This is a genomic window from Methylobacterium sp. 37f (assembly GCF_023093475.1).
Taxonomy (GTDB): Bacteria; Pseudomonadota; Alphaproteobacteria; order Rhizobiales; family Beijerinckiaceae; genus Methylobacterium.
Window position 1 is genome coordinate 133,583 of sequence record NZ_JAGHKN010000005.1, and the last position, 19,426, is coordinate 153,008.

At 69.1% G+C, this 19,426-nt stretch carries 24 protein-coding genes; 11 read left to right on the forward strand and 13 right to left on the reverse strand.

Annotated elements, in window-relative coordinates; all coding sequences use genetic code 11:
• Window positions 1-427 precede the first annotated feature (427 nt).
• Window positions 428-1,930, forward strand: a complete 1,503-nt coding sequence (locus J7U37_RS05375) for an exopolysaccharide biosynthesis polyprenyl glycosylphosphotransferase (protein WP_247635084.1) — start codon at window positions 428-430, stop codon at window positions 1,928-1,930.
• 88 nt (window positions 1,931-2,018) lie between these two features.
• On the opposite strand, the gene J7U37_RS05380 is transcribed toward J7U37_RS05375, so the two are convergent.
• Window positions 2,019-2,507, reverse strand: a complete 489-nt coding sequence (locus J7U37_RS05380) for a Fur family transcriptional regulator (RefSeq protein ID WP_056483825.1) — start codon at window positions 2,505-2,507, stop codon at window positions 2,019-2,021.
• Window positions 2,508-2,629: 122 nt separating this feature from the next.
• Between J7U37_RS05380 and J7U37_RS25105 the strand changes: the two genes are divergently transcribed.
• Genes J7U37_RS25105 through J7U37_RS05390 form a run of 3 tightly spaced genes read left to right on the forward strand, consistent with a single transcriptional unit; the run spans window position 2,630 to window position 4,471 of the window.
• A complete protein-coding gene (locus J7U37_RS25105) occupies window positions 2,630-2,755 on the forward strand; it encodes a hypothetical protein (protein ID WP_274533536.1) in 126 nt (41 codons plus the stop codon).
• A 7-nt stretch (window positions 2,756-2,762) separates the two neighbouring features.
• Entirely contained in the window at window positions 2,763-3,608 is an 846-nt protein-coding gene (locus tag J7U37_RS05385; protein WP_247635046.1) for an ABC transporter ATP-binding protein, read from the forward strand.
• 38 nt (window positions 3,609-3,646) lie between these two features.
• On the forward strand, window positions 3,647-4,471 hold the full coding sequence (locus J7U37_RS05390) for a metal ABC transporter permease (protein ID WP_156376132.1): 825 nt from the start codon (window positions 3,647-3,649) through the stop codon (window positions 4,469-4,471).
• Between the two features lie 64 nt (window positions 4,472-4,535).
• On the opposite strand, the gene J7U37_RS05395 is transcribed toward J7U37_RS05390, so the two are convergent.
• Window positions 4,536-5,138, reverse strand: coding sequence for an exopolysaccharide biosynthesis protein (locus tag J7U37_RS05395; RefSeq protein ID WP_274533535.1), 603 nt, complete (start codon window positions 5,136-5,138; stop codon window positions 4,536-4,538).
• 364 nt (window positions 5,139-5,502) lie between these two features.
• On the opposite strand from J7U37_RS05395, the gene bcsS reads away from it, so the two are divergent.
• On the forward strand, window positions 5,503-6,213 hold the full coding sequence (gene bcsS, locus J7U37_RS05400) for a cellulose biosynthesis protein BcsS (RefSeq protein ID WP_247635047.1): 711 nt from the start codon (window positions 5,503-5,505) through the stop codon (window positions 6,211-6,213).
• On the opposite strand, the gene J7U37_RS05405 is transcribed toward bcsS, so the two are convergent.
• Window positions 6,191-7,831 carry a cryptochrome/photolyase family protein gene (locus J7U37_RS05405; protein ID WP_247635085.1) on the reverse strand — a complete coding sequence of 547 codons (1,641 nt, stop codon included), beginning with the start codon at window positions 7,829-7,831 and terminating at the stop codon, window positions 6,191-6,193. The two genes, bcsS and J7U37_RS05405, sit on opposite strands and share 23 nt — an antisense overlap.
• Window positions 7,832-7,836: 5 nt before the next feature.
• The gene (locus J7U37_RS05410; protein WP_247635048.1) at window positions 7,837-8,100 is read right to left on the reverse strand and encodes a hypothetical protein; all 264 of its coding nucleotides are present in this window, start codon (window positions 8,098-8,100) and stop codon (window positions 7,837-7,839) included.
• Here J7U37_RS05410 and J7U37_RS05415 point away from each other — a divergent pair.
• A complete protein-coding gene (locus tag J7U37_RS05415; RefSeq protein WP_247635049.1) occupies window positions 8,078-8,944 on the forward strand; it encodes a formyltransferase family protein in 867 nt (288 codons plus the stop codon). The genes J7U37_RS05410 and J7U37_RS05415 overlap by 23 nt on opposite strands.
• 18 nt (window positions 8,945-8,962) lie before the next feature.
• Here the strand turns inward: J7U37_RS05415 and J7U37_RS05420 are convergent, their stop codons facing one another.
• On the reverse strand, window positions 8,963-9,253 hold the full coding sequence (locus tag J7U37_RS05420) for a type II toxin-antitoxin system RelE/ParE family toxin (RefSeq protein ID WP_247635050.1): 291 nt from the start codon (window positions 9,251-9,253) through the stop codon (window positions 8,963-8,965).
• The gene (locus tag J7U37_RS05425) at window positions 9,246-9,506 is read right to left on the reverse strand and encodes a type II toxin-antitoxin system ParD family antitoxin (RefSeq protein WP_247635051.1); all 261 of its coding nucleotides are present in this window, start codon (window positions 9,504-9,506) and stop codon (window positions 9,246-9,248) included. The genes J7U37_RS05420 and J7U37_RS05425 overlap by 8 nt, the downstream gene beginning before the upstream one ends.
• A gap of 83 nt (window positions 9,507-9,589) precedes the next feature.
• Here J7U37_RS05425 and J7U37_RS05430 point away from each other — a divergent pair, with 83 nt between their 5' ends.
• The gene (locus J7U37_RS05430) at window positions 9,590-9,763 is read left to right on the forward strand and encodes a DUF2256 domain-containing protein (RefSeq protein ID WP_082503960.1); all 174 of its coding nucleotides are present in this window, start codon (window positions 9,590-9,592) and stop codon (window positions 9,761-9,763) included.
• Between the two features lie 68 nt (window positions 9,764-9,831).
• Here the strand turns inward: J7U37_RS05430 and J7U37_RS05435 are convergent, their stop codons facing one another.
• From J7U37_RS05435 to J7U37_RS05450, 4 genes are read right to left on the reverse strand one after another with little or no spacing between them, the layout of a single operon-like run.
• Window positions 9,832-10,419 (reverse strand): nucleotidyltransferase family protein, encoded by a 588-nt coding sequence (locus J7U37_RS05435; protein WP_247635052.1) that lies wholly within the window; start codon window positions 10,417-10,419, stop codon window positions 9,832-9,834.
• Window positions 10,412-11,437 (reverse strand): molybdopterin-binding protein, encoded by a 1,026-nt coding sequence (locus J7U37_RS05440; protein ID WP_247635053.1) that lies wholly within the window; start codon window positions 11,435-11,437, stop codon window positions 10,412-10,414. Before J7U37_RS05440 ends, J7U37_RS05435 begins: the two co-directional genes overlap by 8 nt.
• Complete coding sequence (locus J7U37_RS05445) at window positions 11,434-12,135, reverse strand: XdhC family protein (protein WP_056483810.1); 702 nt, start codon at window positions 12,133-12,135, stop codon at window positions 11,434-11,436. The genes J7U37_RS05440 and J7U37_RS05445 overlap by 4 nt, the downstream gene beginning before the upstream one ends.
• A 9-nt stretch (window positions 12,136-12,144) precedes the next feature.
• Window positions 12,145-12,510 (reverse strand): XdhC family protein, encoded by a 366-nt coding sequence (locus tag J7U37_RS05450; protein WP_056483807.1) that lies wholly within the window; start codon window positions 12,508-12,510, stop codon window positions 12,145-12,147.
• 184 nt (window positions 12,511-12,694) lie between these two features.
• On the opposite strand from J7U37_RS05450, the gene J7U37_RS05455 reads away from it, so the two are divergent.
• Both J7U37_RS05455 and infA read left to right on the forward strand, forming a co-directional pair.
• The gene (locus tag J7U37_RS05455; RefSeq protein ID WP_247635054.1) at window positions 12,695-13,846 is read left to right on the forward strand and encodes a branched-chain amino acid ABC transporter substrate-binding protein; all 1,152 of its coding nucleotides are present in this window, start codon (window positions 12,695-12,697) and stop codon (window positions 13,844-13,846) included.
• A gap of 330 nt (window positions 13,847-14,176) precedes the next feature.
• Window positions 14,177-14,449, forward strand: a complete 273-nt coding sequence (infA, locus tag J7U37_RS05460) for a translation initiation factor IF-1 (RefSeq protein WP_056178999.1) — start codon at window positions 14,177-14,179, stop codon at window positions 14,447-14,449.
• A gap of 105 nt (window positions 14,450-14,554) precedes the next feature.
• On the opposite strand, the gene J7U37_RS05465 is transcribed toward infA, so the two are convergent.
• From J7U37_RS05465 to recO, 3 genes are all read right to left on the reverse strand, one after another.
• On the reverse strand, window positions 14,555-14,770 hold the full coding sequence (locus tag J7U37_RS05465) for a hypothetical protein (protein ID WP_348772976.1): 216 nt from the start codon (window positions 14,768-14,770) through the stop codon (window positions 14,555-14,557).
• Window positions 14,771-14,889: 119 nt separating this feature from the next.
• On the reverse strand, window positions 14,890-17,139 hold the full coding sequence (gene parC / locus J7U37_RS05470) for a DNA topoisomerase IV subunit A (protein WP_247635056.1): 2,250 nt from the start codon (window positions 17,137-17,139) through the stop codon (window positions 14,890-14,892).
• A 53-nt stretch (window positions 17,140-17,192) separates the two neighbouring features.
• Window positions 17,193-17,933: a DNA repair protein RecO gene (recO, locus tag J7U37_RS05475; RefSeq protein ID WP_056483798.1), complete on the reverse strand. Its 741-nt coding sequence runs from the start codon at window positions 17,931-17,933 to the stop codon at window positions 17,193-17,195.
• Window positions 17,934-18,060: 127 nt separating this feature from the next.
• Here recO and J7U37_RS05480 point away from each other — a divergent pair, with 127 nt between their 5' ends.
• Window positions 18,061-18,480 (forward strand): hypothetical protein, encoded by a 420-nt coding sequence (locus tag J7U37_RS05480; RefSeq protein WP_056484488.1) that lies wholly within the window; start codon window positions 18,061-18,063, stop codon window positions 18,478-18,480.
• A gap of 76 nt (window positions 18,481-18,556) precedes the next feature.
• Window positions 18,557-19,261 (forward strand): gamma-glutamylcyclotransferase, encoded by a 705-nt coding sequence (locus tag J7U37_RS05485; protein WP_247635057.1) that lies wholly within the window; start codon window positions 18,557-18,559, stop codon window positions 19,259-19,261.
• Window positions 19,262-19,426 lie beyond the last annotated feature (165 nt).

The window sequence follows — 19,426 nt, forward strand, 5'->3', positions numbered from 1 at the left end:
TACCGTCACGCCGCGCAGCCGGAGGGCGCGGAGCAACGGCAATCTCGAGGCCGCCCGGAGACAAACCAAGGTTGCGCCAGAACAGCGCCGACACTATGCGCCGTGCTTGTCCACACCTGACGCGCGAAATCAACCGAAACTCGGCCCCTGTTCATCTCCAGTTGTTTTCTCATCGAGCAGTAGAGACGCCTCCCGGGCAGGCCGGATCGGAATCCCGGTCTGTACAGCGCACAGCCCGGCCGTCTAATCCTGCGGCGTTGCGGCAAGCCATGGTGACTGTCGGGCTGATCGCTCCCGGTGATCTCGGAACACTGCCGAGAAACGTCAGGTCCGGTCTTTGCTGAGTCTATCGCAGAAACCAAGATTGAGTCGCATTTTGTCTCAACTTGGGACAGTCTTCGCATCAGGACGGGACATGGCGCTCCAGATGTTTCACGATCGGATCCCGGAGGCTTTCGAGAAGCTTCCGGTCACACGCGCGCGCCGCGATGTCTGGGCGGCTCTCCTGCCCCGTCGCCGGCGGGCGGCGTTCCGCATGGGCCTGTCGGCGGCGACGGCCTGTGTGGATCTTCTCACCATCTTCACGGTCGCGGCCTTGGTCGACGTCACCTATTACGGCGGGCTCGTCGGTGCGATTCCCGAGGTCAGCACCAGCGGCAGCTTCGAACTCTCGGTGCTGGTCGGATTGTTCGTCCTCCTGACGCACATCGTGCGCGAGGATTACCGGATCGAGACGCTGCTGGCGGACCGGCCCCACCTGCGACGGACCGCGACCGCCTGGGTCGGAGCCTGGGCCATCGTCCTGGTAATCGGCTTCGGCACCAAGACGACCCACGATTATTCGCGCCTCGTCTCCCTGGGGTTCTTCTTCACGGGGTTGCCCGCGATGTTGCTGGTCCGGTGGGGCATGCTCAGCTTCGTCCGCAAGGCCGCGACACCGAACTCGGCCTCCACCAACCGGATTCACCTCGTCGGCTACGAGGAGGATATCGCGCGGTTCTATGCCCACAACGACGCTGATGCCCTCGGCCTGCGGGTGATCGGAACGAGCTACCTGCGCCGGATCGACACGATGGGCGACGACGAATCCCGCCGTGCCCAGTTGTCGGAGGATCTCGACCTCGCGGTTTCGGTGGTGCGCTTCCTGCGCCCGGACGACGTCTTCATCCTGGTGCCGTGGTCGGCATCCGCGGACATCGAGCGCTGCATCGACGCCTTTCTGCGCGTGCCGGCCGCCCTGCATCTGCGCCCCGGCGCCGTGATGGACCGATTCCCCGACCTCAAGCTCGCCCGGGTCGGCGGCCTGTCCGGCATCAACATCGGACGGCGCCCGCTTCAGGCCGGCGAACTGTTCCTGAAGCGCAGCCTCGATCTGGTGCTCGCCCTGATCGCCCTGGTGCTGCTCAGCCCGCTGTTCCTCGTGGTGGCGGTGCTGATCAAACTGGACAGCCCGGGTCCGATGTTTTTCCGGCAGAAGCGCTATGGTTTCAACCAGCAGCCCTTCGGCGTCTTCAAGTTCCGCAGCATGAAGGCCGCCGGAGACGCGGTGTTCAAGCAGGCGACCCGCAACGACAGCCGGATCACGCCGGTCGGCCGGGTTCTACGCCGCTCGAACATCGACGAGCTGCCGCAGCTCTTCAACGTGGTGCGGGGCGAGATGTCTCTCGTCGGCCCCCGCCCGCACGCCCTCGCGCATGATCGCAGCTTCGAGAACCGCATCGCCCTCTATGCGCGCCGTCACAACGTCATGCCGGGCATCACCGGATGGGCCCAGGTCAACGGCCTGCGCGGCGAGACCCTGACGGATCTCGACATGGAACGGCGCGTCCAGCACGACCTGTACTACATCGACAATTGGTCGGTCTGGTTCGACATCCGGATCATGTTCATGACTGTCTTCTGCGCGCGCGCCTACAAGAATGCGCGCTGAGGGGAAACGGCGCCCGAAGCCGGCCCGCCGCTCGCGTCTTTCGTTTGTCGTGTCGGGATAACCGGCCTCCACGGATCCCTGACAAACGCTAGTCGTCGGCGGACCGCAGACGACATGCGCCGCACTCGCCCTCGACTTCGAGGATCCGGCTCGTCGGCTTGAAGCCGACCTTGGCCAGGGTGCGCCCGAGCTGATCCTCGACTTCCGGCGACGTGGTCTCGTCGATGGTTCCGCAGTTGCGGCAGATCAGGAAGACGAGGCCAGCCCCGTCCGTGTGCGCGTGGCCGCAGGACACGAAGGCGTTCCGGCTGGCGATCCGGTGGACCAGTCCGTGCTCCGTCAGGAAGTCGAGGGCGCGATAGACCGAGACCGCCGCCACGCGCCGGCCGGGCTCGCTCAAGGCCTCGGCGATGTCGTAGGCTCCCATCGGCCGGGTCTGGCCTGCCACCGCCGCCAGCACGTCGCGACGCAGGCGCGTAAACTGGAGGTCGCGCTCGCGACACAGGCGCTCCGCCCGTGCGATCGCCTCCTGCGCGCCGCCGCAACCGTGGTCATGCGTCGCCGCATGGTCGTGCATGGTCTGCCCCGCGAACCCGGACCGTTGAACTGGCCGAGTGTTACAGTGTATCATCACCAACATAAGCCGACGCTTCCGTTCGGGCAAATGATCCATCCGTGACCCGACCCCCGCGTCCTCCCGTGTCCCTTCGCTCTCCCGCGCCCCTGCGCCGCTCGCTGTTCCAGGCCGGCGCATCGCTGCGCTTCGCGGTGGCCTTCGCCCTGAGCCTGCTGCTCTGGGGCGCCATCCTGTGGGCTTCGCGATGAGGTGCCGATGAGCTGCGACGTTCCCGGCGCCATCGCGCTCCGCGGGTTGACCCTCGGCTACGACCGTCACCCCGCCGTCCACCACCTCGAGGGAATCATCCCGCCCGGCGCCCTCCTGGCGCTGGTCGGGCCGAACGGTGCCGGCAAGTCCACGCTCCTGAAGGGCATAGCCGGCGAGATCCCGTGCCTGGAGGGCCGGATCGAACGGCCAGGGCTGGATGAGGCCATCGCCTACCTGCCGCAGGCCGCCGAGATCGATCGCAGCTTTCCGCTCAGCGTCCTCGATCTCGTGGCGATGGGGTTGTGGCGTCGTCTCGGACCCTGGCGCAGCGCGCGGCGCCACCAGTCGACCCTGCTGGAGGCGCTCGCCACCGTGGGCCTCGCGGGTTTCGAGAAGCGCCTGATCGGCACCCTGTCGGGTGGCCAGTTCCAGCGCGCCCTGTTCGCCCGCCTGATCGTGCAGGAGGCCCGCGTGCTCCTCCTCGACGAGCCCTTCACCGGCGTCGACGGGCGAACCACCGCCGACCTCCTCGGCCTCATCGGCATCTGGCACGGACAGGGCAGGACCATCGTGGCGGCCCTACACGATCTCGGACAGGTGCGGAGCCACTTTCCGCACAGCCTGCTGCTCGCGCGCGAGGCTGTCGCCTGGGGACCGACCGAACGGGTGCTGACGGCCGAGAACCTCGCGCGCGCCCAGAGCCTGTCGGAGGCCTGGGACGAGGATGCGGCGGTGTGCGCCGGGCACGATGCGGGCGGGACCGAACCGGCCCATCGACACGACCATGCGGGTCCGCACGACCATTCCGGACACCCTTCTTCCGCGCACGACCACCACGGGCACGCCGCGTGATCGACCTGCTGTTCGGCCCCTTTCTCGAATTCGGCTTCATGCGCCGGGCGCTCGTCGGCTGCCTCGCGCTGTCGCTCTCGGCCCCGCCGGTCGGCGTCTTCCTGATGCTGCGGCGCATGAGCCTGATGAGCGACGCCATGAGCCATGCCATCCTGCCCGGGGCGGCCGTGGGCTTTCTCGTGGCCGGACTGTCCCTGCCGGCCATGACCCTGGGCGGCCTCGCGGCCGGCCTCGCGGTGGCGCTGATGGCCGGCTTCGTGACCCGCTCCACGGTGATCAAGGAGGATGCGAGCCTCGCGGCCTTCTACCTGATGTCGCTCGCGGGCGGCGTCCTCCTGGTGTCGTTGCGCGGATCGCAGATCGACCTCCTGCACATCCTGTTCGGCAGCGTCCTGGCCCTGGACGATCCGGCCCTGTGGCTGCTCGGGGGCATCGCCACCGTGACCCTGTTCGGCCTGGCGGCCCTCTACCGGCCGCTGGTGATGGAATGCGTCGACCCGCTGTTCCTGCGCACGGTCAGCCGGGCCGGCGGGCCGGTGCATTACGCCTTCCTCGGCCTTGTGGTGATGAACCTCGTCGGCGGATTCCAGGCCCTGGGGACCCTGCTAGCCGTGGGGCTGATGCTGCTCCCCGCCATCGCGGCCCGGTTCTGGGCGGCCGACCTGTCCGGGATGATCCCGGTCTCGGTGCTGATGGCGATCCTGTCGAGCGTGATCGGGCTCAACGTCTCCTACCAGGCCGACGTGCCCACCGGACCGGCGATCGTGCTGGCGGCCGGGGCGCTCTATCTGGGGTCGATGCTGGTGGGACGCCGCGGCGGCCTGGTCTGGCGGCTGTTCCGCGCCCGGCACCTCGAAGCCTGACGGCGCGAGGCGCCACGGAGGGCCCCCTGGTGTGGGAAGCGCCGCCGGCGGGGGCAGGCGCGGCTCAGAGGTTGAGCAGGCTCATGATGCCGGAGATGATGGCGTAGACGAAGCCGGCATTGAGGAGGACGCCGACCGCCCCGATGGCAAGGCCCCCCATCACCACGACGCCGTCGCGCTCGACGAGGCCGAGGCCGACAAGACAGATGGCGAGGCCGAGGGGAATCTGCCCGACGATCGGCGCGGCCACGATCAGCGCCAGCGACAGGGTGAGGAGCAGGAGGCCGACGCCCCGCATGCCGAGGCCGGTTTCGAACAGGCTCATGCGCGGACGGGACCAGTGCTCGAGCCGGCGCAGGAGCGGCACGGCGCGGCTCGCCGCGCGCTCGACGTCCCGGCGAGCGACAGACCGGCGCAGCAGCGCCCGCGGAAGCCAGGGCGAGGCCATGCCGGCCGTGATCTGGATCGCCACCAGCAGCAGCAGCAGCCCGCAGACCAGCGGGATCGGCGGCGGCATCGGCAGGCAGTTCGGCAGCCCGAGAATGACGATGAGGAGCGCGAAGGCACGATCCTTCAGGACGGCGACGATGTCACCGACGGTCAGCCGCTCACCCTCCTGCTCGGCGAGCACGGTGAGAACCTCGGAAGTTCTGGCAGCGGGTGACAAGAATGCTCGGCCATTGGCGACTGTCCTGGGCCGGGCTGTAGCCGAGTTGGGGGCCGAGGCCAAGCGGCGCATCCGCACGCCGCGCGATGACCCTCGGGCGATTCGCCGAAACACGACGCCGCGCCGCCAAGAGCAACACAATCTCAGATTGAATCACCGAAAATCCATTTCCGTGAGGTACGAAGATTGGATCAGAAGCGACCGAGCCTGTTTCGAATCGTCACGATACTTTCTTATACCCTGAAAATTCCAAACCTGTTCTTGATTTCCATTAAATTGAGTCAAACACTACCGGCTTCGTATACCATGAAGCAGGCAGGCAGTGCGTGTGCGCGCGGGGCTTTTGGGCGGAGCCAACCGCTGGATGGGACCCGTCGCGGGCCTCGCCGGTCTGGTTGCATCCGTGCCGACCGCGCCGGTTCGCGGGGCGGAGTTCGCCGGGCCGTCCCCGGCGTCGGTTCTTCTCTTCGGGAGCCTGGAGGCCGGGCCCTCCGTCTTCGTCACAACGGGCGCCAAGGCGGCGCTGGATCGGATCGACCGGGAGGGGTTCGTCGCCCTGGCCAGTGTGGGCGGTGGTCAGCGTCGGGAAACGGCAGGCATCCGCGCCACCACCATCGGAGCGGTCGTGTTCGGCTATCAATGGTTCGCCGATTGGGGTGTGGTCGCACTCTACGCGGGAGCGGAAGGCACGGCGGACGTGATCTATGGCTGCGGCTGCCTGCGGGCGCTGCCGCCCCGCTTCGGGCTGCGCCTGCACGGGGAGATCTGGGCGCGGCCCAGCGACGAGACCCTGTTCGTCGCCACCCTGATCCTTGGTAGTACGCGCGCCAGTGCCTGGGGCCGGGCCGCCTGGGGGTATCGGGCCTTGGGCGACTGGGTTTGGGGCGCCTATCTCGGACCGGAGGTGTCGTTCTACGGAGACGAGACCGGGTACCAGAAATGGGGCGCGGGCCTTCACGCCACCGATGTCGATCTCGGCCGGGTTCACCTCAGGCTCTCGGCCGGGCTGCAATTCGCCAGCGAGCGGCAGGATACCGGCCCCTATGTCGGGCTCACCGTCTGGTCGCCCTGGTGACGGGCGCCTCGGCGCGCCGTCGGAGGTTCGGGGAACGCGGGACTGCGAGGTCGAGGGTGCCCTGCTCGGTGGATGTCGGGCCGACCGGGGCGCCGTCACCGAGGCGATCGAGAAACCGGGACGCCTCCGCGACGATCGCCGCCCGCCGGGCCGCGTCCATGCGCTCGATCGCGCGGTAGGGCATCGCCAGGCGGGGGTTGTCGCCCAGGCGGTCCGCGTGCCGGATGAGGAAGGCCCAGTACAGATAGTTGAACGGACAGGCCTTCGGACCGGACTTCTGGGCGACGTCGTAGGTGCAGGCCCTGCAATAATCCGACATGCGGTTGATGTAGGCACCGGAGGCCGCGTAGGGCTTCGAGCCCATCACGCCGCCATCGGCCCACAGTACCATGCCGTGGACGTTGGGCAACTCGACCCACTCGTAGGCATCCGCGTAGACCACGAGGTACCATTCCTCGACCTGGGCCGGCGCGATCCCGGCGAGGAGGGCGAAGTTGCCCGTCACCATCAGGCGCTGGATGTGGTGGGCATAGGCGTGGGTCCGGGTGGCGTCGATGCACTGCGACAGGCAGTTCATCTCGGTCTCGCCGGACCAGTAGAACCACGGCAGATCGCGGCTCGCCGCGAGGGCGTTCGAGGTCGCGTAATCCGGCATCCGCGCCCAGTAGAGCCCGCGCACGTATTCGCGCCAGCCGAGGATCTGCCGGATGAAGCCCTCGACGCAGTGAAGCGGCGCCGCACCCGTCCGATAGGCGCGCTCCGCCGCCCGGCAGACTTCGCCCGGCGTGAGCAGGCCGGCATTGAGCGCAGCCCCGATCAGCGCGTGATACAGGAAGGGCGCGCCGCTGCGCATCGCATCCTGATAGTCGCCGAAGCTGGGAAGACAGACAGCGAGGAAGTGCTTGAAGGCCGTGAGGGCCTCGCCGCGCGTGACCGGCCAGGCGAAGGCGTCGGTTGTGCCGAAATGATCCGGGAATTCGGCCTCTACCAGGGCGATCACCTCCCGGGTCACGGCATCGGGCGGGAAGCCGAGGCGTTCCGGCAGGATGTGGCCCTTCGGCAGCCCCTTGCGGTTTTCCGGGTCGAAGTTCCAGCGCCCCCCGACGGGCTCGGCCCCATCCATGAGCAGGCCGGTACGCCGGCGCATGCCGCGGTAGAACGTCTCCATGCGCAGGCTGCGGCGATCGCCCGCCCAGGCGGCGAACTCCGCCCGGGGACACAGGAAACGGTTGTCGTCGCGGATCTCCACCGGCAGGCCGAGATCGTCGCGCCAGGCCTGCATCATCTCCCAGACCCGCCACTCCCCCGGTTCGGTCACGACGATCCGGTCTGGGGCGTGGCGTGCGATCGCCCGTTCCAGTTCCCCGGTGAAGCTGCCGGTGTTGCCGGGCGCATCGAGCCGGACGTAGTCGACGGCGATCCCCTCCCCGTCCAACTCCGCCGCGAAGTGGCGCATGGCCGAGAACAGGAAGGCGATCTTCTGCTTGTGGTGGCGCACATAGGTCGCCTCGGCGCGGACCTCGACCATCAGGACGATGTCGTGGTCCGGGTCGAGATCCGTCAGGGTGGCGATGCGACGGGTGAGCTGGTCGCCGAGCAGGAGCCTGAGAGTGCGGATGGCGATCAGCCCTCGCCGCGCGCGGCCGGGCGCGCGGCGACCGGATTCGACATCCCGACCGGCGCCGCATCACCCGTCGCGTCGGCGACCCGGTCCCGCCGCAGAGACGCTTCCAGCCTGGCTACTCTCAACTTCGACGCTCCCAATTCGCCGCCGATCGGATAGGTATGGCGAAAGCCGGTGACGGGGAGCCGTCGTCGCGCGGGATCGACCGATCCGTGACGTCGCAGGACCGCCGAGGGGCCCATGAAGTTCGCCTTTGCCGGCATCGATTTCCTCGGCGGCGTGTTCGAGGCCCTGATCGGGGCCGGCTGGACGCCGATCAAGCTGTTCACCCGCCCCTGCGACGGGCTGTACGACCACAACGAGGCGGTCGTGGCGAGCGCTCGCCGCCACCGCATTCCGATACAGCTCTCGCGGTTGAAGCCCGAGGATCTTGCCGCGCTGGCGGACGCGCAGGGGCGCGACTGGGCGCTGGTGGTCGCCGGCTATCCCTGGATGATCCGGGGCTGGCGGGGTTCTGCCGCCTACGGGCTCAACTTCCATCCGTCGCCGCTTCCGATGGGCCGGGGACCCTATCCGCTGTTCAAGGCGATCAGCGACGCCCAGTCCGAATGGGGCGTCACCGCCCACGTGCTCGCCGAGGAGGGTTTCGACACGGGCGACATCCTGGCCCAGGAACGCTTTCCCCTCGCCCCCCTGGAATCGCATGAGACCCTGCTGGCCAAGTGCCAGATGGCGGCGAGCCGCATCGCCGCCGGTCCCATCGCGCGCGATCTGCCGGCCCTCTGGAAGGCGCCCGTGCCCCAGGGCACCGGCTCGTACTGGCCGCGAGTGACGGATGCGGACCGGACCCTGGATTTTCGCACCGAGGTCGACGCGATCCTACGCCGGGTGCGGGCCTTCGGCACCATCGAGACGATCGCGCGGATCGGCGACAGCCGGGTCTACGTGGCGGCGGCGGAGGGCTGGCGCGAGGCGCACCGCCACCCGCCCGGAACCGTGGTGCAGCGCTATCGCCGCCACATCGTCGTCGCCGCCCGCGACGGCTTCATCCAGCTCAATCGCTGGAGCCCCGTCCCGGCGACGGAGGTCGGGCACCTCGGGCGATAGGCATGCGACACCGGCTCTTCAGAGCGCAAGTCCGCGCACGCTCCGCCCATGGACCAGTGCAAGGATCAGCACACCGTCCGGAATTTCCTCATAGAGGATGACATGGCTCTCGAACTCATGTCGCCGTACGCCTTCCGCGAGCCGATGGGCGGGACGTCCAAGGCCTGGATTGTCGGCGAGGAGGCGAAAGCAACGATCAAGGCCTGTTCGATAGCGCTGGGCCTGAACGTCCCCGAAATTTTGAAGCCCGAAGACGAAGAGGTCGAGAAGATCGTCATCTGCCCTTTGCGTCAGGCGATACTCACCCACGCCTCGATCCGCGCGCCAGATCCTGTGCCTGCGCGAAGATCGCGTCGACGTCACGCGGACTGAAGCCGCTGGCCCGAGCCTCGGCGACGCTCTGGCGGAGATCATCCATCGTCATGGCCATTCCGCGCCGCTCCCGATCACGCCGGATCAGATCGGCAAGATAGGCGCTTGAACTGGCGTAGGCGCCGGTCCGGACCTGAGCGTCGACCCAATCCGTGATCGGATCGGGAAGGGAAACGGTCATGGTGGCCATCAAGCCCCCTTTTCGATCGATGCGCTGCACCCGACGATATCACGATGAAGCCGCTTGCGGCGCGAAGAATGGACCTGATCCTCATGGCGCGCATGCGCAAGAAAGCCGACCTGCCCACCAAGATCTGCGTCCAGTGCGGCAAGCCGTTCGCGTGGCGCAAGAAGTGGGAGCGCGTCTGGGACGAGGTCCGCTACTGCTCCGACCGGTGCCGGGCGGAGGCCAAGCGCGGCGCCCGCGCGGGGGAAGCCCAAAGCTGAATCCGAGAGTCTTTCGTTTTCGTTTGTCGTGTCGGGATGACCGGTTTCCGCTTGTCCCTGACACACTTCTAGCGAAGCGCGTCGAGGCCGGCGGGGGTGTCGACGTCCTGGGTCACGCCGACATCCATCGCGATCTCCAGCACGTCGGTGCGTCCGGCCAGCAGGCGCCCGGCGCCCTGGTCGCCCGTGAGGGTCGCGAGGGCGGGACCGAGCCGAGAGCGGTTGAGCAGGACCGGGTTGCCCCGCTGTCCGCCATGGACCGGCACCACGGCGGAGGGCGCCGGGTCCGCCTCGCGAAACGCCTCGGCGAGACCCGTCAGGTGTTGGGGCGTGACGCGCGGCATGTCCCCGAGAAGCACCAGGACCGCCGCGACCTCGACCGGGAACGCGGCGAGGCCGGCCCGGAGCGAGGTCGAGAGACCCTGCGCGTAGTCCGGGTTGGCGACCCGGACGAGATCGAGCCCGTCGAGGGCGGCACCGACCCGGTCGGCATGGGCGCCGAGCACCGCCACCACCGGGCCGAGCCCCGAGCCGAGGGCGGCCTCGGCCACATGGCGCACGAGGGGCTGCCCCCCGAGCGCCTGCAGCAGCTTCGGCTCCATGCCGAAGCGGGTCCCGCGCCCGGCGGCGAGGAGGATGAGGCCGAGGTCAGGCATCGTCCTCGGCCGGGCTGCCGCCGGAGCGGGGCTGGGGCCGGGACACGATCTCCATGAGGAGCCCGCCGACGCCGAGGCCGACGATATCCGCGCGGGTCACCGCGAGGCCGGCCAGCAGCCGGTGCAGCACCCAGTCGAAGCCGTTCTCCTTGGGCGAGCGGGCACAGCCCGGTGCGCCGATCACCGGCACCTCGGCCACCGCCCCGACCAACAGGAGGTTGCCCGGGTCGACCGGCATCCCGAGATGCTCGACCCGCCCGCCCGCCGCCTCGATCCCGGCGGGAATGACGTCGCGCCGGTCGGCGATGGCGGAGGCGCCGAACACCACGACGAGTTCGGCCCGATCCTCTGCCACCGCCGCCCGGATCGCGTCCGCCACCGCTTCGCGGCGATGCGGGACGCGGGCCTCGGCGACGAGATCCGCCCCCGTCGGGGCGAGCCGGTGGCGCAGATTGTCCAGCGTCTTGTCGATGGTCGTGGGCTTGAGCCCCGGCAGCAGCGTCGAGACCACAACGACCCGGCGCAGGCGATAGGGCGTGACCCCCAGGGCACCTCCGGGCGCGGCCCGGCAGGCCCGCGCGAGAGCCTCGCCCGAGACCGCGTACGGAATGATCTTGACCGTGGCGACCATCTCGCCGGCCACCACCGGCTTGCAGGGAGCCAGGGTCGCCACCGTGATTGCCTCGTCGACCCCGTTGACGGCGTCGATGGCAGCCCGGTCGATGCGCAGCAATCCGGCGCTCGCCGCGTGCAGGTTGCAGCGCCCGGTGAAGGGCGGCGCGCGATCGAGATGCGGGCCGGCGAGATGCGTCGCGAGGCGCTCGGCCGCCGCATCCTCGGCCACGTCGCCGGGTTCCAGGGTGACGGCGACGAGCTCCGACAACCCCGCCGCGTCGAGACGCGCCGCATCCTCCGCGGGGATCACCCGGCCCTTCCGGAGGGTGACGTCGTGCGCCCGCACCGTGTGGGCGGCGATCAGCCCGGCGGCCTCCCGGGTGGGAACGGCGCCGAACTTCACGGGGCGTCCCCGAGGCGCGGTGCCCGCAGCGCGGCGATGATCTGGGCCAGGATGGACACCGCGATTTCGGCCGGGCTGACGGCGCCGATGTTGAGCCCGATCGGCGCCGCGATCCGGCCGATCTCGGCTTCCGAGAACCCGGCCTCGGTCAGGCGGGTGACGCGGGCCGCGTGGGTTTTGCGCGAGCCGAGGGCGCCGACGTAGAAGCAATGCGCCCGCAGGGCCGCGACCAGCGCTGGATCGTCGATTTTCGGATCGTGGGTCAGGGCCGCCACCGCGCAGTAGCGATCGAGGGGTGGAACCGGCCCCGCGAAGGCATCGTCCGGCCATTGCGCCACGAGGTCGACGCTGGGAAAGCGCTCCGGGGTCGCGAAGGCGGTGCGCGGATCGATGACCGTCACCGCGAGGTCGAGGGCCTGGGCCATCGGGACCAGGGCCTGGCTGATATGCACCGCGCCGATCACCACCAGCCGCACCGGCGGGGCCTGCACGGTGAGGAAGACGCGGCGCCCCTCGGCCTCCGCGAGGCCGCTCTTGCCGGAGGCGAGATGCCGGGCGAGCAAGTCTGCGAGCGGGTCGCCGGCGATCTCGGCCTCCCGCACCACGCGCTGGGCGCCGCCGTCGAGGTCGGTCACCAGGATGGCGGCGCGGCGGGCGGCCCGTTCGGCATTGAGAATCGCGAGGGTTTCGAGCTGCATGGCCGCGCCTCAGGCCACGGGCTCGACGAAGACGCGGATGCGCCCGCCGCAGGACAAGCCGACCCGCCAGGCGGTCTCGTCGGCAACGCCGAATTCGATCACCCGCGCCCGCCCGTCGGCAATCGCCTCAAGACCTTCGGTGATCACCGCCCCCTCGACGCAGCCGCCGGAAACCGATCCTAGGAAGTTGCCCTCGCCATCGACCACGAGATGGCTGCCCACCGGGCGCGGCGCCGACCCCCAGGTCTCGATGACGGTGGCGAGCGCCACGGCGCGGCCCTCGCGCCGCCAGGCTTCGGCGGCGCCCAGGATATCGTTGAGGAAGATATCGTTGAGGGCGATATCGTTGAGGCGGTCGGTCTCGGTGGAGAGCATGGTCCTGACGAACTCCGGCGCGCGATCGGACCCGGCAACGGGACCCCTGACCCACGAATTAAGCGCCCGCGCGGCGGGGACAATGCGGCCTCGCGAGCGATCGCGCCAGGGCGTGACTTCCCGCACCGACCCGCCGGCCCTATCCTGAGTGCTGGATTCTCACCGTCACGGACCTGCCCTCCCGATGCTCAGCCCGCGCGCCCAGGTCATTTCGCGAGCGTTCGCCTTCGGGCTCGCGGCCTGGTCTGTGACAATGGCCGGGCGCGCCGAGGCCCAGGTGCGGATCGGCGTGTCGGCTCCCCTGTCCGGCCCGGATGCGGCCTTCGGCCAGGGGGTGCGGCTCGGGGCCGAGCAGGCGGTTGCCGATCTCAACAAGGCGGGAGGCGTCAACGGCCAGCGCCTCGTCCTGGTGGTCGCGGACGATGCGGGCGAGGGCAAGCAAGCCCTGGCGGTGGCCCGGCGATTCGCGACCGACCGGGTCGGCCTCGTGGTGGGTCCTTTCGGTGCCGGAGCCGCCGGTCTCGCCATGCCGGCCTATGCGGAGGCGGGCATTGTCGCGGTGACGCCCGGGTCGACCGATCCAGGACTGACCGGCAAGGGTCTGTGGAACGTCTTCCGCACGGTGCCGAACGAGTCCGAGCAGGGCACCGTCGCCGGGGCCTATCTGGTCGGCCACCATTCCGGGCAGCGCATCGGCATCGTTCACGACAAGAGCCTGTTCGGACGCGGCCTCGCGGAGATCGTCAGCCGGGCCTTGAAGGCGGCCGGACAGCCGGAGGTGGCCTTCGAAACCCTGAACCGGGGCGAGCGCGACGTCTCCACCCTGGTCGCCCGCCTCAAGCGGGCGCGGGTGGAGGTGGTGTATTTCGGCGGGCTCGCGCCGGACGCGGCCGTGCTCCTGCGGGCTTTGCGCGACGCCGGGGTGAGCGCGCCCCTCGTCGGAAGTGACGGGCTCCTCGATCCGGCCTTTCCGCAGGGCGCCGGGCTGGCCGCCGAGGGCACGGTGATGACCCTGGCACCCGAGCCGCGCCGCCTGCCCGAGCCAAAGGGAGCCAAGGCACCGCGGACGGCCGAGGCGAATGCCGTTGCGGCCCAGGCCTACGCCTCCGTCGAGGTTCTGCGCCAGGGCGTCGAGGGCGCCGGCTCCGCCGACGGACAGGCGGTTGCCGCGTTCCTGCACCAGGGCCGCCCCATCCGCACGATCCTCGGCGACCTCGCCTACGATGCCAAGGGCGACCTCAAGGCCGATCCGCGCCGGCCGACCACCCTGCTGCAGGTCTGGAAGCGGACGCCCGACGGCCGGATCGACTACGCCGGCAACACCGTCACGCCGTGAGACGTCGCCTCCCTGGACCGGTGCCGGCGCGATCCGCCGTCAAGCCACCCTGAAGGATTCATCCGACCGGCCATCCGCCCCGCGTCCCCAGCCCAATTCTGAAGCGACATCTTCCGGTCGTACCGAACCTTCGACCACAGCATGCCGCTTTCGTCGGCCCTCGCCTCGGGAAAAGCTTGCTTCGGAGCGGTCCGGACATTATGTCGGGGCAACGCTCGCCGGTGTTGCGCATCCGATGGGATCGGACCCGCCGCCCGCCGCGTTTTGCCGAACGGCTTCGTTTTGTGTCCCGGGTCGCCCCTTTTCAGGCCGTCCGGCTGGAGAGTGTGGATGGCGAAAGAAGAGTTGATGCAGTTCGACGGTCTCGTGATCGAGATCCTGCCGGACGCGCGCTATCGCGTGCAGCTCGACCAGGGGCACGAGATCGTGGCCTACACGGCCGGCAAGATGAAGAAGAACCGCATCAAGACTCTGGCCGGCGACCGCGTCACCGTCGAGATGTCGCCCTACGACCTGGAAAAGGGCCGTCTCGTGTTCCGGCACAAGGACGAGCGCTCCTCCGGCCCCCGTCCGCCGATGCGCGGCCAGTTCCGCCGCCGCTGATCCGACGCATCCGCGATGCCTCTCCGCTTCGAGAGGCATCGATCGACGAACGCGTATGCGTCCAGGGGCTCCGAGGCGGTGTCGAGAGCGTGCGGCTCGCCCGCTTCACGCACCGATGAACTTGATGAAGGCGGCGCCCACCCCGAACAGGGCCGGACCGACCGCCATCCTGGACAGGGCAATCCGCCAGGGTGCGAGCATCCGGTCCCACTCGCGCGTCATGGCCTCGGCCATCAGCTTTTTCGGCTCGGCGACGAATTTTTTGCTTTCCACGCGTGCGCGCCGGATGCGTCCGATCCGCTCCTCGAGGTCAGGCGTCAACGGTGTTGGACCCTCGCCCATCGGGATCGTCTTTCGTCGCGTGGAATCGCGTAGCTGATCCTGCCCTCCTCCCGTGAGGGATCCAGCGCGCGCGCGTGATGCGCGCGCTGGATGTTTTCCTACTTCCCGAACCGCTCGAACTTCGGGAAGCTCCGGGTCATCAGGGTACCGGCATCGGAGCGGTGCCCCATCCATTTCTCCAGGATACCCGCCTGGGCGAGCCGGGCCTCGCCGCCGGTCTCGCGCCAGGGCAGGCCCTCCGCCAGGGTGAAGATGTGAGCGTCGGTGAGCGCGGTCTGGCGGCAGCGCTGCAGGCGTACGCCCTTGCCGCGCACCATCTCGGGCAGTTCTCTCAGCGGAAAGACGAGCATCAGGCGGTCGGCGCTGCACACCGCGATGTGGTCACCGGCAGCCGGCACCAGCACGGCGGCGGTGGCCGGCGCGTCGAGGCCCATGATGCCCTTGCCCTTGCGGGTGTTGGCCACGAGCGCATCGGCCGGGGCCAGGAAGCCGCGCCCGTCGGTCGCCGCCACCAGGACCTTCCCGCCCGGTTGGTAGGGGATGGCGGCGACGATCTCGGTGCCGTCGTCGAAATCCACCATCAGGCGGATTGGATCGCCGAAACCGCGCCCGCCCGGCAGCTTGGCCGCCTCCAGGGTGAACACCTTGCCGTTCGAGGCCAGCACCAGGATCTTGGCCGTGGTCTCGCTCGGAAAGGCCAGCTTCAGGCCGTCATCGCCCTTGAAGGCGACGCCCGAGAGATCGGCGACGTGGCCCTTGAGCGCCCGGATCCAGCCCTTGTTCGAGACGATGACGGTGATCGGTTCGCGCTCCACCATGGCGGCGGTGAAGTCGATGCCGGCGGTGTCCGGCGGGTTCTCCAGGGTGGTGCGCCGGGCGCCGATCTTGGTCTCGGGTCCGAAGGTCTTCTTCACCGCGCGGATCTGCTTGGTGATGTCGGCCCATTGCAGCTTGTCGGAGCCGAGCAGCCCCTCGATCCCCTCCTTCTCCAGGGTCAGAGCGTCGAGTTCGCGCTTCATCTCCATCTCCTCGAGCTTGCGCAGGGAGCGCAAGCGCGTGTCGAGGATGGCGTTGGCCTGGATCTCGGTCAGCGCGAAGCGTTTCATCAGGGCGGGCTTCGGCTCGTCCTCCTCGCGGATGATGCGGATCACCTCGTCGAGGTCGAGATAGACGATGAGCAGGCCGCCGAGGATTTCCAGGCGGCGGTCGATCTGACCGAGACGATGGCGCGAGCGGCGCTGGAGCACGACGCGGCGGTGGTCGAGCCACTCGCGCAGCGCCTCGGCCAGGCCGATGACGCGGGGGACGAGCCCGCCCACCAGCACGTTCATGTTGAGCGAGATGCGCGATTCGAGCTCGGTGAGCCGGAACAGCGATTCCATCAGGATCACCGGATCGACGTTGCGGGCGCGCGGCTCCAGCACGATGCGGACATCCTCGGCCGATTCGTCGCGCACGTCGGCCAGCAGCGGCAGCTTGCGCTCCTGCAGCAGCTCGGCGAGCTTCTCGATCAGGCGCGCCTTCTGCACGCCGTAGGGGATCTCCGTGACCACGATGGTCCAGGTTCCGCGTCCCAGATCCTCCTTGGCCCAGCGGGCGCGCACGCGAAAACCGCCGCGCCCGGTGCGGTAGGCCTCGGTGATCGATTCGGCGCTGTCGATCAGGATGCCGCCGGTGGGGAAGTCCGGTCCCTTCACGAAGGTGAGGAGTTGGGCCGAGGTCGCCTCGGGATGACCGATCAGGTAGAGCGCCGCGTCGCACAGCTCGGCGGCGTTGTGGGGCGGGATCGAGGTCGCCATGCCGACCGCGATGCCTTGGCTGCCATTGGCCAGCAGGTTCGGGAAGGCGGCGGGGAGCACCACCGGCTCCTCCTCCTGCCCGTCGTAGTTCGGGCGGAAATCCACCGAATCGTCGTCGAGGCCTTCGAGGAGGAGGCGTGCCACCTCCGTCATCCGGGCTTCGGTGTAGCGCTGGGCGGCGGCGTTATCGCCGTCGATGTTGCCGAAATTGCCTTGTCCGTCGACCAGCGGGTAGCGCTGTGCGAAGTCCTGCGCCATGCGCACCAGAGCGTCGTAGGCCGCTGTGTCGCCGTGCGGATGGTATTTGCCGATGACGTCTCCGACGATGCGGGCGCATTTCTTGAAGGCCGAGGTCGGATCGAGCTTCAGGAGCCGCATGGCGAACAGGATGCGACGGTGGACGGGTTTGAGCCCGTCGCGGGCATCGGGCAGCGCCCGGTGCATGATCGTCGACAGCGCGTAGGCGAGGTAGCGATCCTCCAGCGCGGTCTTCAGCTCGACGCTCTCGATGCCATCGGGACTCGATGGCGGCTCGAAGGGCTGGCCCATCACGAACTCCCGGGCCTCAGACGACCCAAATCAGAACAAAACACGAACGGAATTTAGGCGTTCCGCGTGCCCAATGCAACGAAGCGCGCGCGCTCCTCCGGAGCTGGGATCGCGCGCGGCCCCCAGATGTGCTGGTCGAGGAAGTACCCCGTCAAGGTAAACCCCTCCGTAACGGCACGGGAATCGGGGGTCATCGGCGCCAAGCCCCCCGGATCGCGGGCGCGCAGGAAGTCGGGCAGCGCCAGGAGCTTGTCGCGATAGGGCTCGCCGGCCGAGGCGCTGACGGCCCGGCCGCTGCGGGGCGAGACGTAGATCAGGGCATCGTTGCCCCCCGTCGCCGCGCAGGCCGCGAGATCGAGGCCGAAGCCCAGTTCCGCCAGGAGCGCCAGTTCGAAGCGCACCATCAGGGGCGGGGCGATGTCGGGATCGTGCAGGTGGCCGATCAGGAGCCAGGCGGCCTCGAACAGTTCGGGATGCGGATCGCGCTCCGGCAGCAGCCGGAGCAGGCCGGCCAGGTGGCTGACGCCGTAGAGCGCCAGGGCCGAGCCCATCAGCCGGGCGGCGACCGACTGGACCGGCTCGATCGCGAAGGCCCCGAGGCTCCCGTCGAGGCGCGCCCGCCAGGTGGCGCGGACCCGGTTGCCGGGCTGCAGCACCGGCTGCATCCGGCGTGAGCGTCCGCCATGCACCAGCCCGAGATGGCGGCCGTGATCGCGGGTCATCAGTTCGAGGATGACGCTGGTCTCGCCCTGTCGGCGCAGGCCGAGCACCAAGCCGTCGTCAGTCCATTGCATGGGCTGTCTTACGGCGGCGATCGCCCATTGCAAACGCGACGGGATGGCACCGATTGCAAGCCTGACGTTGTTCGCGCTTTGCGGGAATGTCACTACGCTCGACCACACCCGAATCGAGGCCCCCGCCATGCCATTTCCCTGTCGACCGTCGAGCCTCGGCCCGACCCTGCTGGCGGTCCTCACCATCGTGGCTCTGGCGGGCTGCACCGCGCGCGGATCGATTCCGGTGCCCGCCGCCACCGCGCCCATACGCGAGCGCCTCGCCGCCCTGGCGCTGAGCCAGACGGAATTCGGCTCACTCTCGCTGATTCCGGTCCGGTTCATTCACAGCCGGGTCTCCGGCCCCTTCCTCGACGAGGGCCGCACCCTCTACTGCGTGTCGAGCCGGATGCGGGGGCGCAGCTTCGGCCGGTCCGAACGGCCCAAGATCGTCATCCAGGAGAAGGCAGGCGTGCTCACCGTCATCAACGAGGACAAGGAGGCCTGCGACCTCCAACGCACCGAGCCGTTCCCCGAACTCGAGACGATGTCGGTCAACAAGGGGTGAGCCAACATGGGGTGAGACGGCAACGGTTGAGCCGGCGCGTCTTGCCCTGTGGAGCGCCCGATGATTCGGTGGGGCCATGCCGGACCAGCCGCTCGCCCTGAACCTTGACCTGATCGCCCGCGCCCACCCGCTGCCGGTGGCCGACGACGCCACAGCCCTGGCCCTGATGACCGACGCCGAGTTGGCGCCGGGCCTCGCCGCCGCCCTGGCGGCCCACCCCGCCCCGTCGGAGGGGCTCTGGGTGTTCGGCTACGGCTCCCTGATCTGGCAGCCGGAATTCGCCTATGTCGAGCGCCGCGTCGGCACCCTGCATGGCTATCACCGGCGGTTCTGCCTGTTGCAACGCCGGTTTCGCGGCAGCCCCGGCAATCCCGGCCTAGTCCTGGCCCTCGAGACCGGTGGCACATGCGAGGGCGTCGCCTTCCGACTCACCGGGCCGGCGGCCGCCGAGACGCTGCTGCCAGTCTGGCGCCGGGAGATGCGGGGCAACGGCTATCTCGGATGCTGGGTGCCGGTCGAGACGGCGGCGGGGACGATCCAGGCCCTCACCTTCGTGGTCAACCGCGAGAGCGACCGCTACACCGGCCCGATCTCCGACGCGGCCATCGCCGAGCGGATCGCCGACGGAGCCGGACATCTCGGCCCCAGCGCCGAGTATCTGTTCCGCACGGTGGCCGCCTGCCTGGCGGAGGGCATCCGGTGTCCGCACCTGCTGACCCTGCAGGCGCTGGTGGCCGAGCGCCTGCAGGCACGCCTGGCGTCGAACGGGCCGAACGTCTGAGGAGACGTCGAGGCGCCACAACGCCTCACTTAGATTACAATCATAAGTATCAATTCGCCCGCTGTCGTTCCTCTACGTGCGATGAGCTTTATTGGCTCACCGAGACATCTGTATGGTGGAACGATTTGGATCAATACTTGCTGTTCAGACTTCTTTATTTGTTTC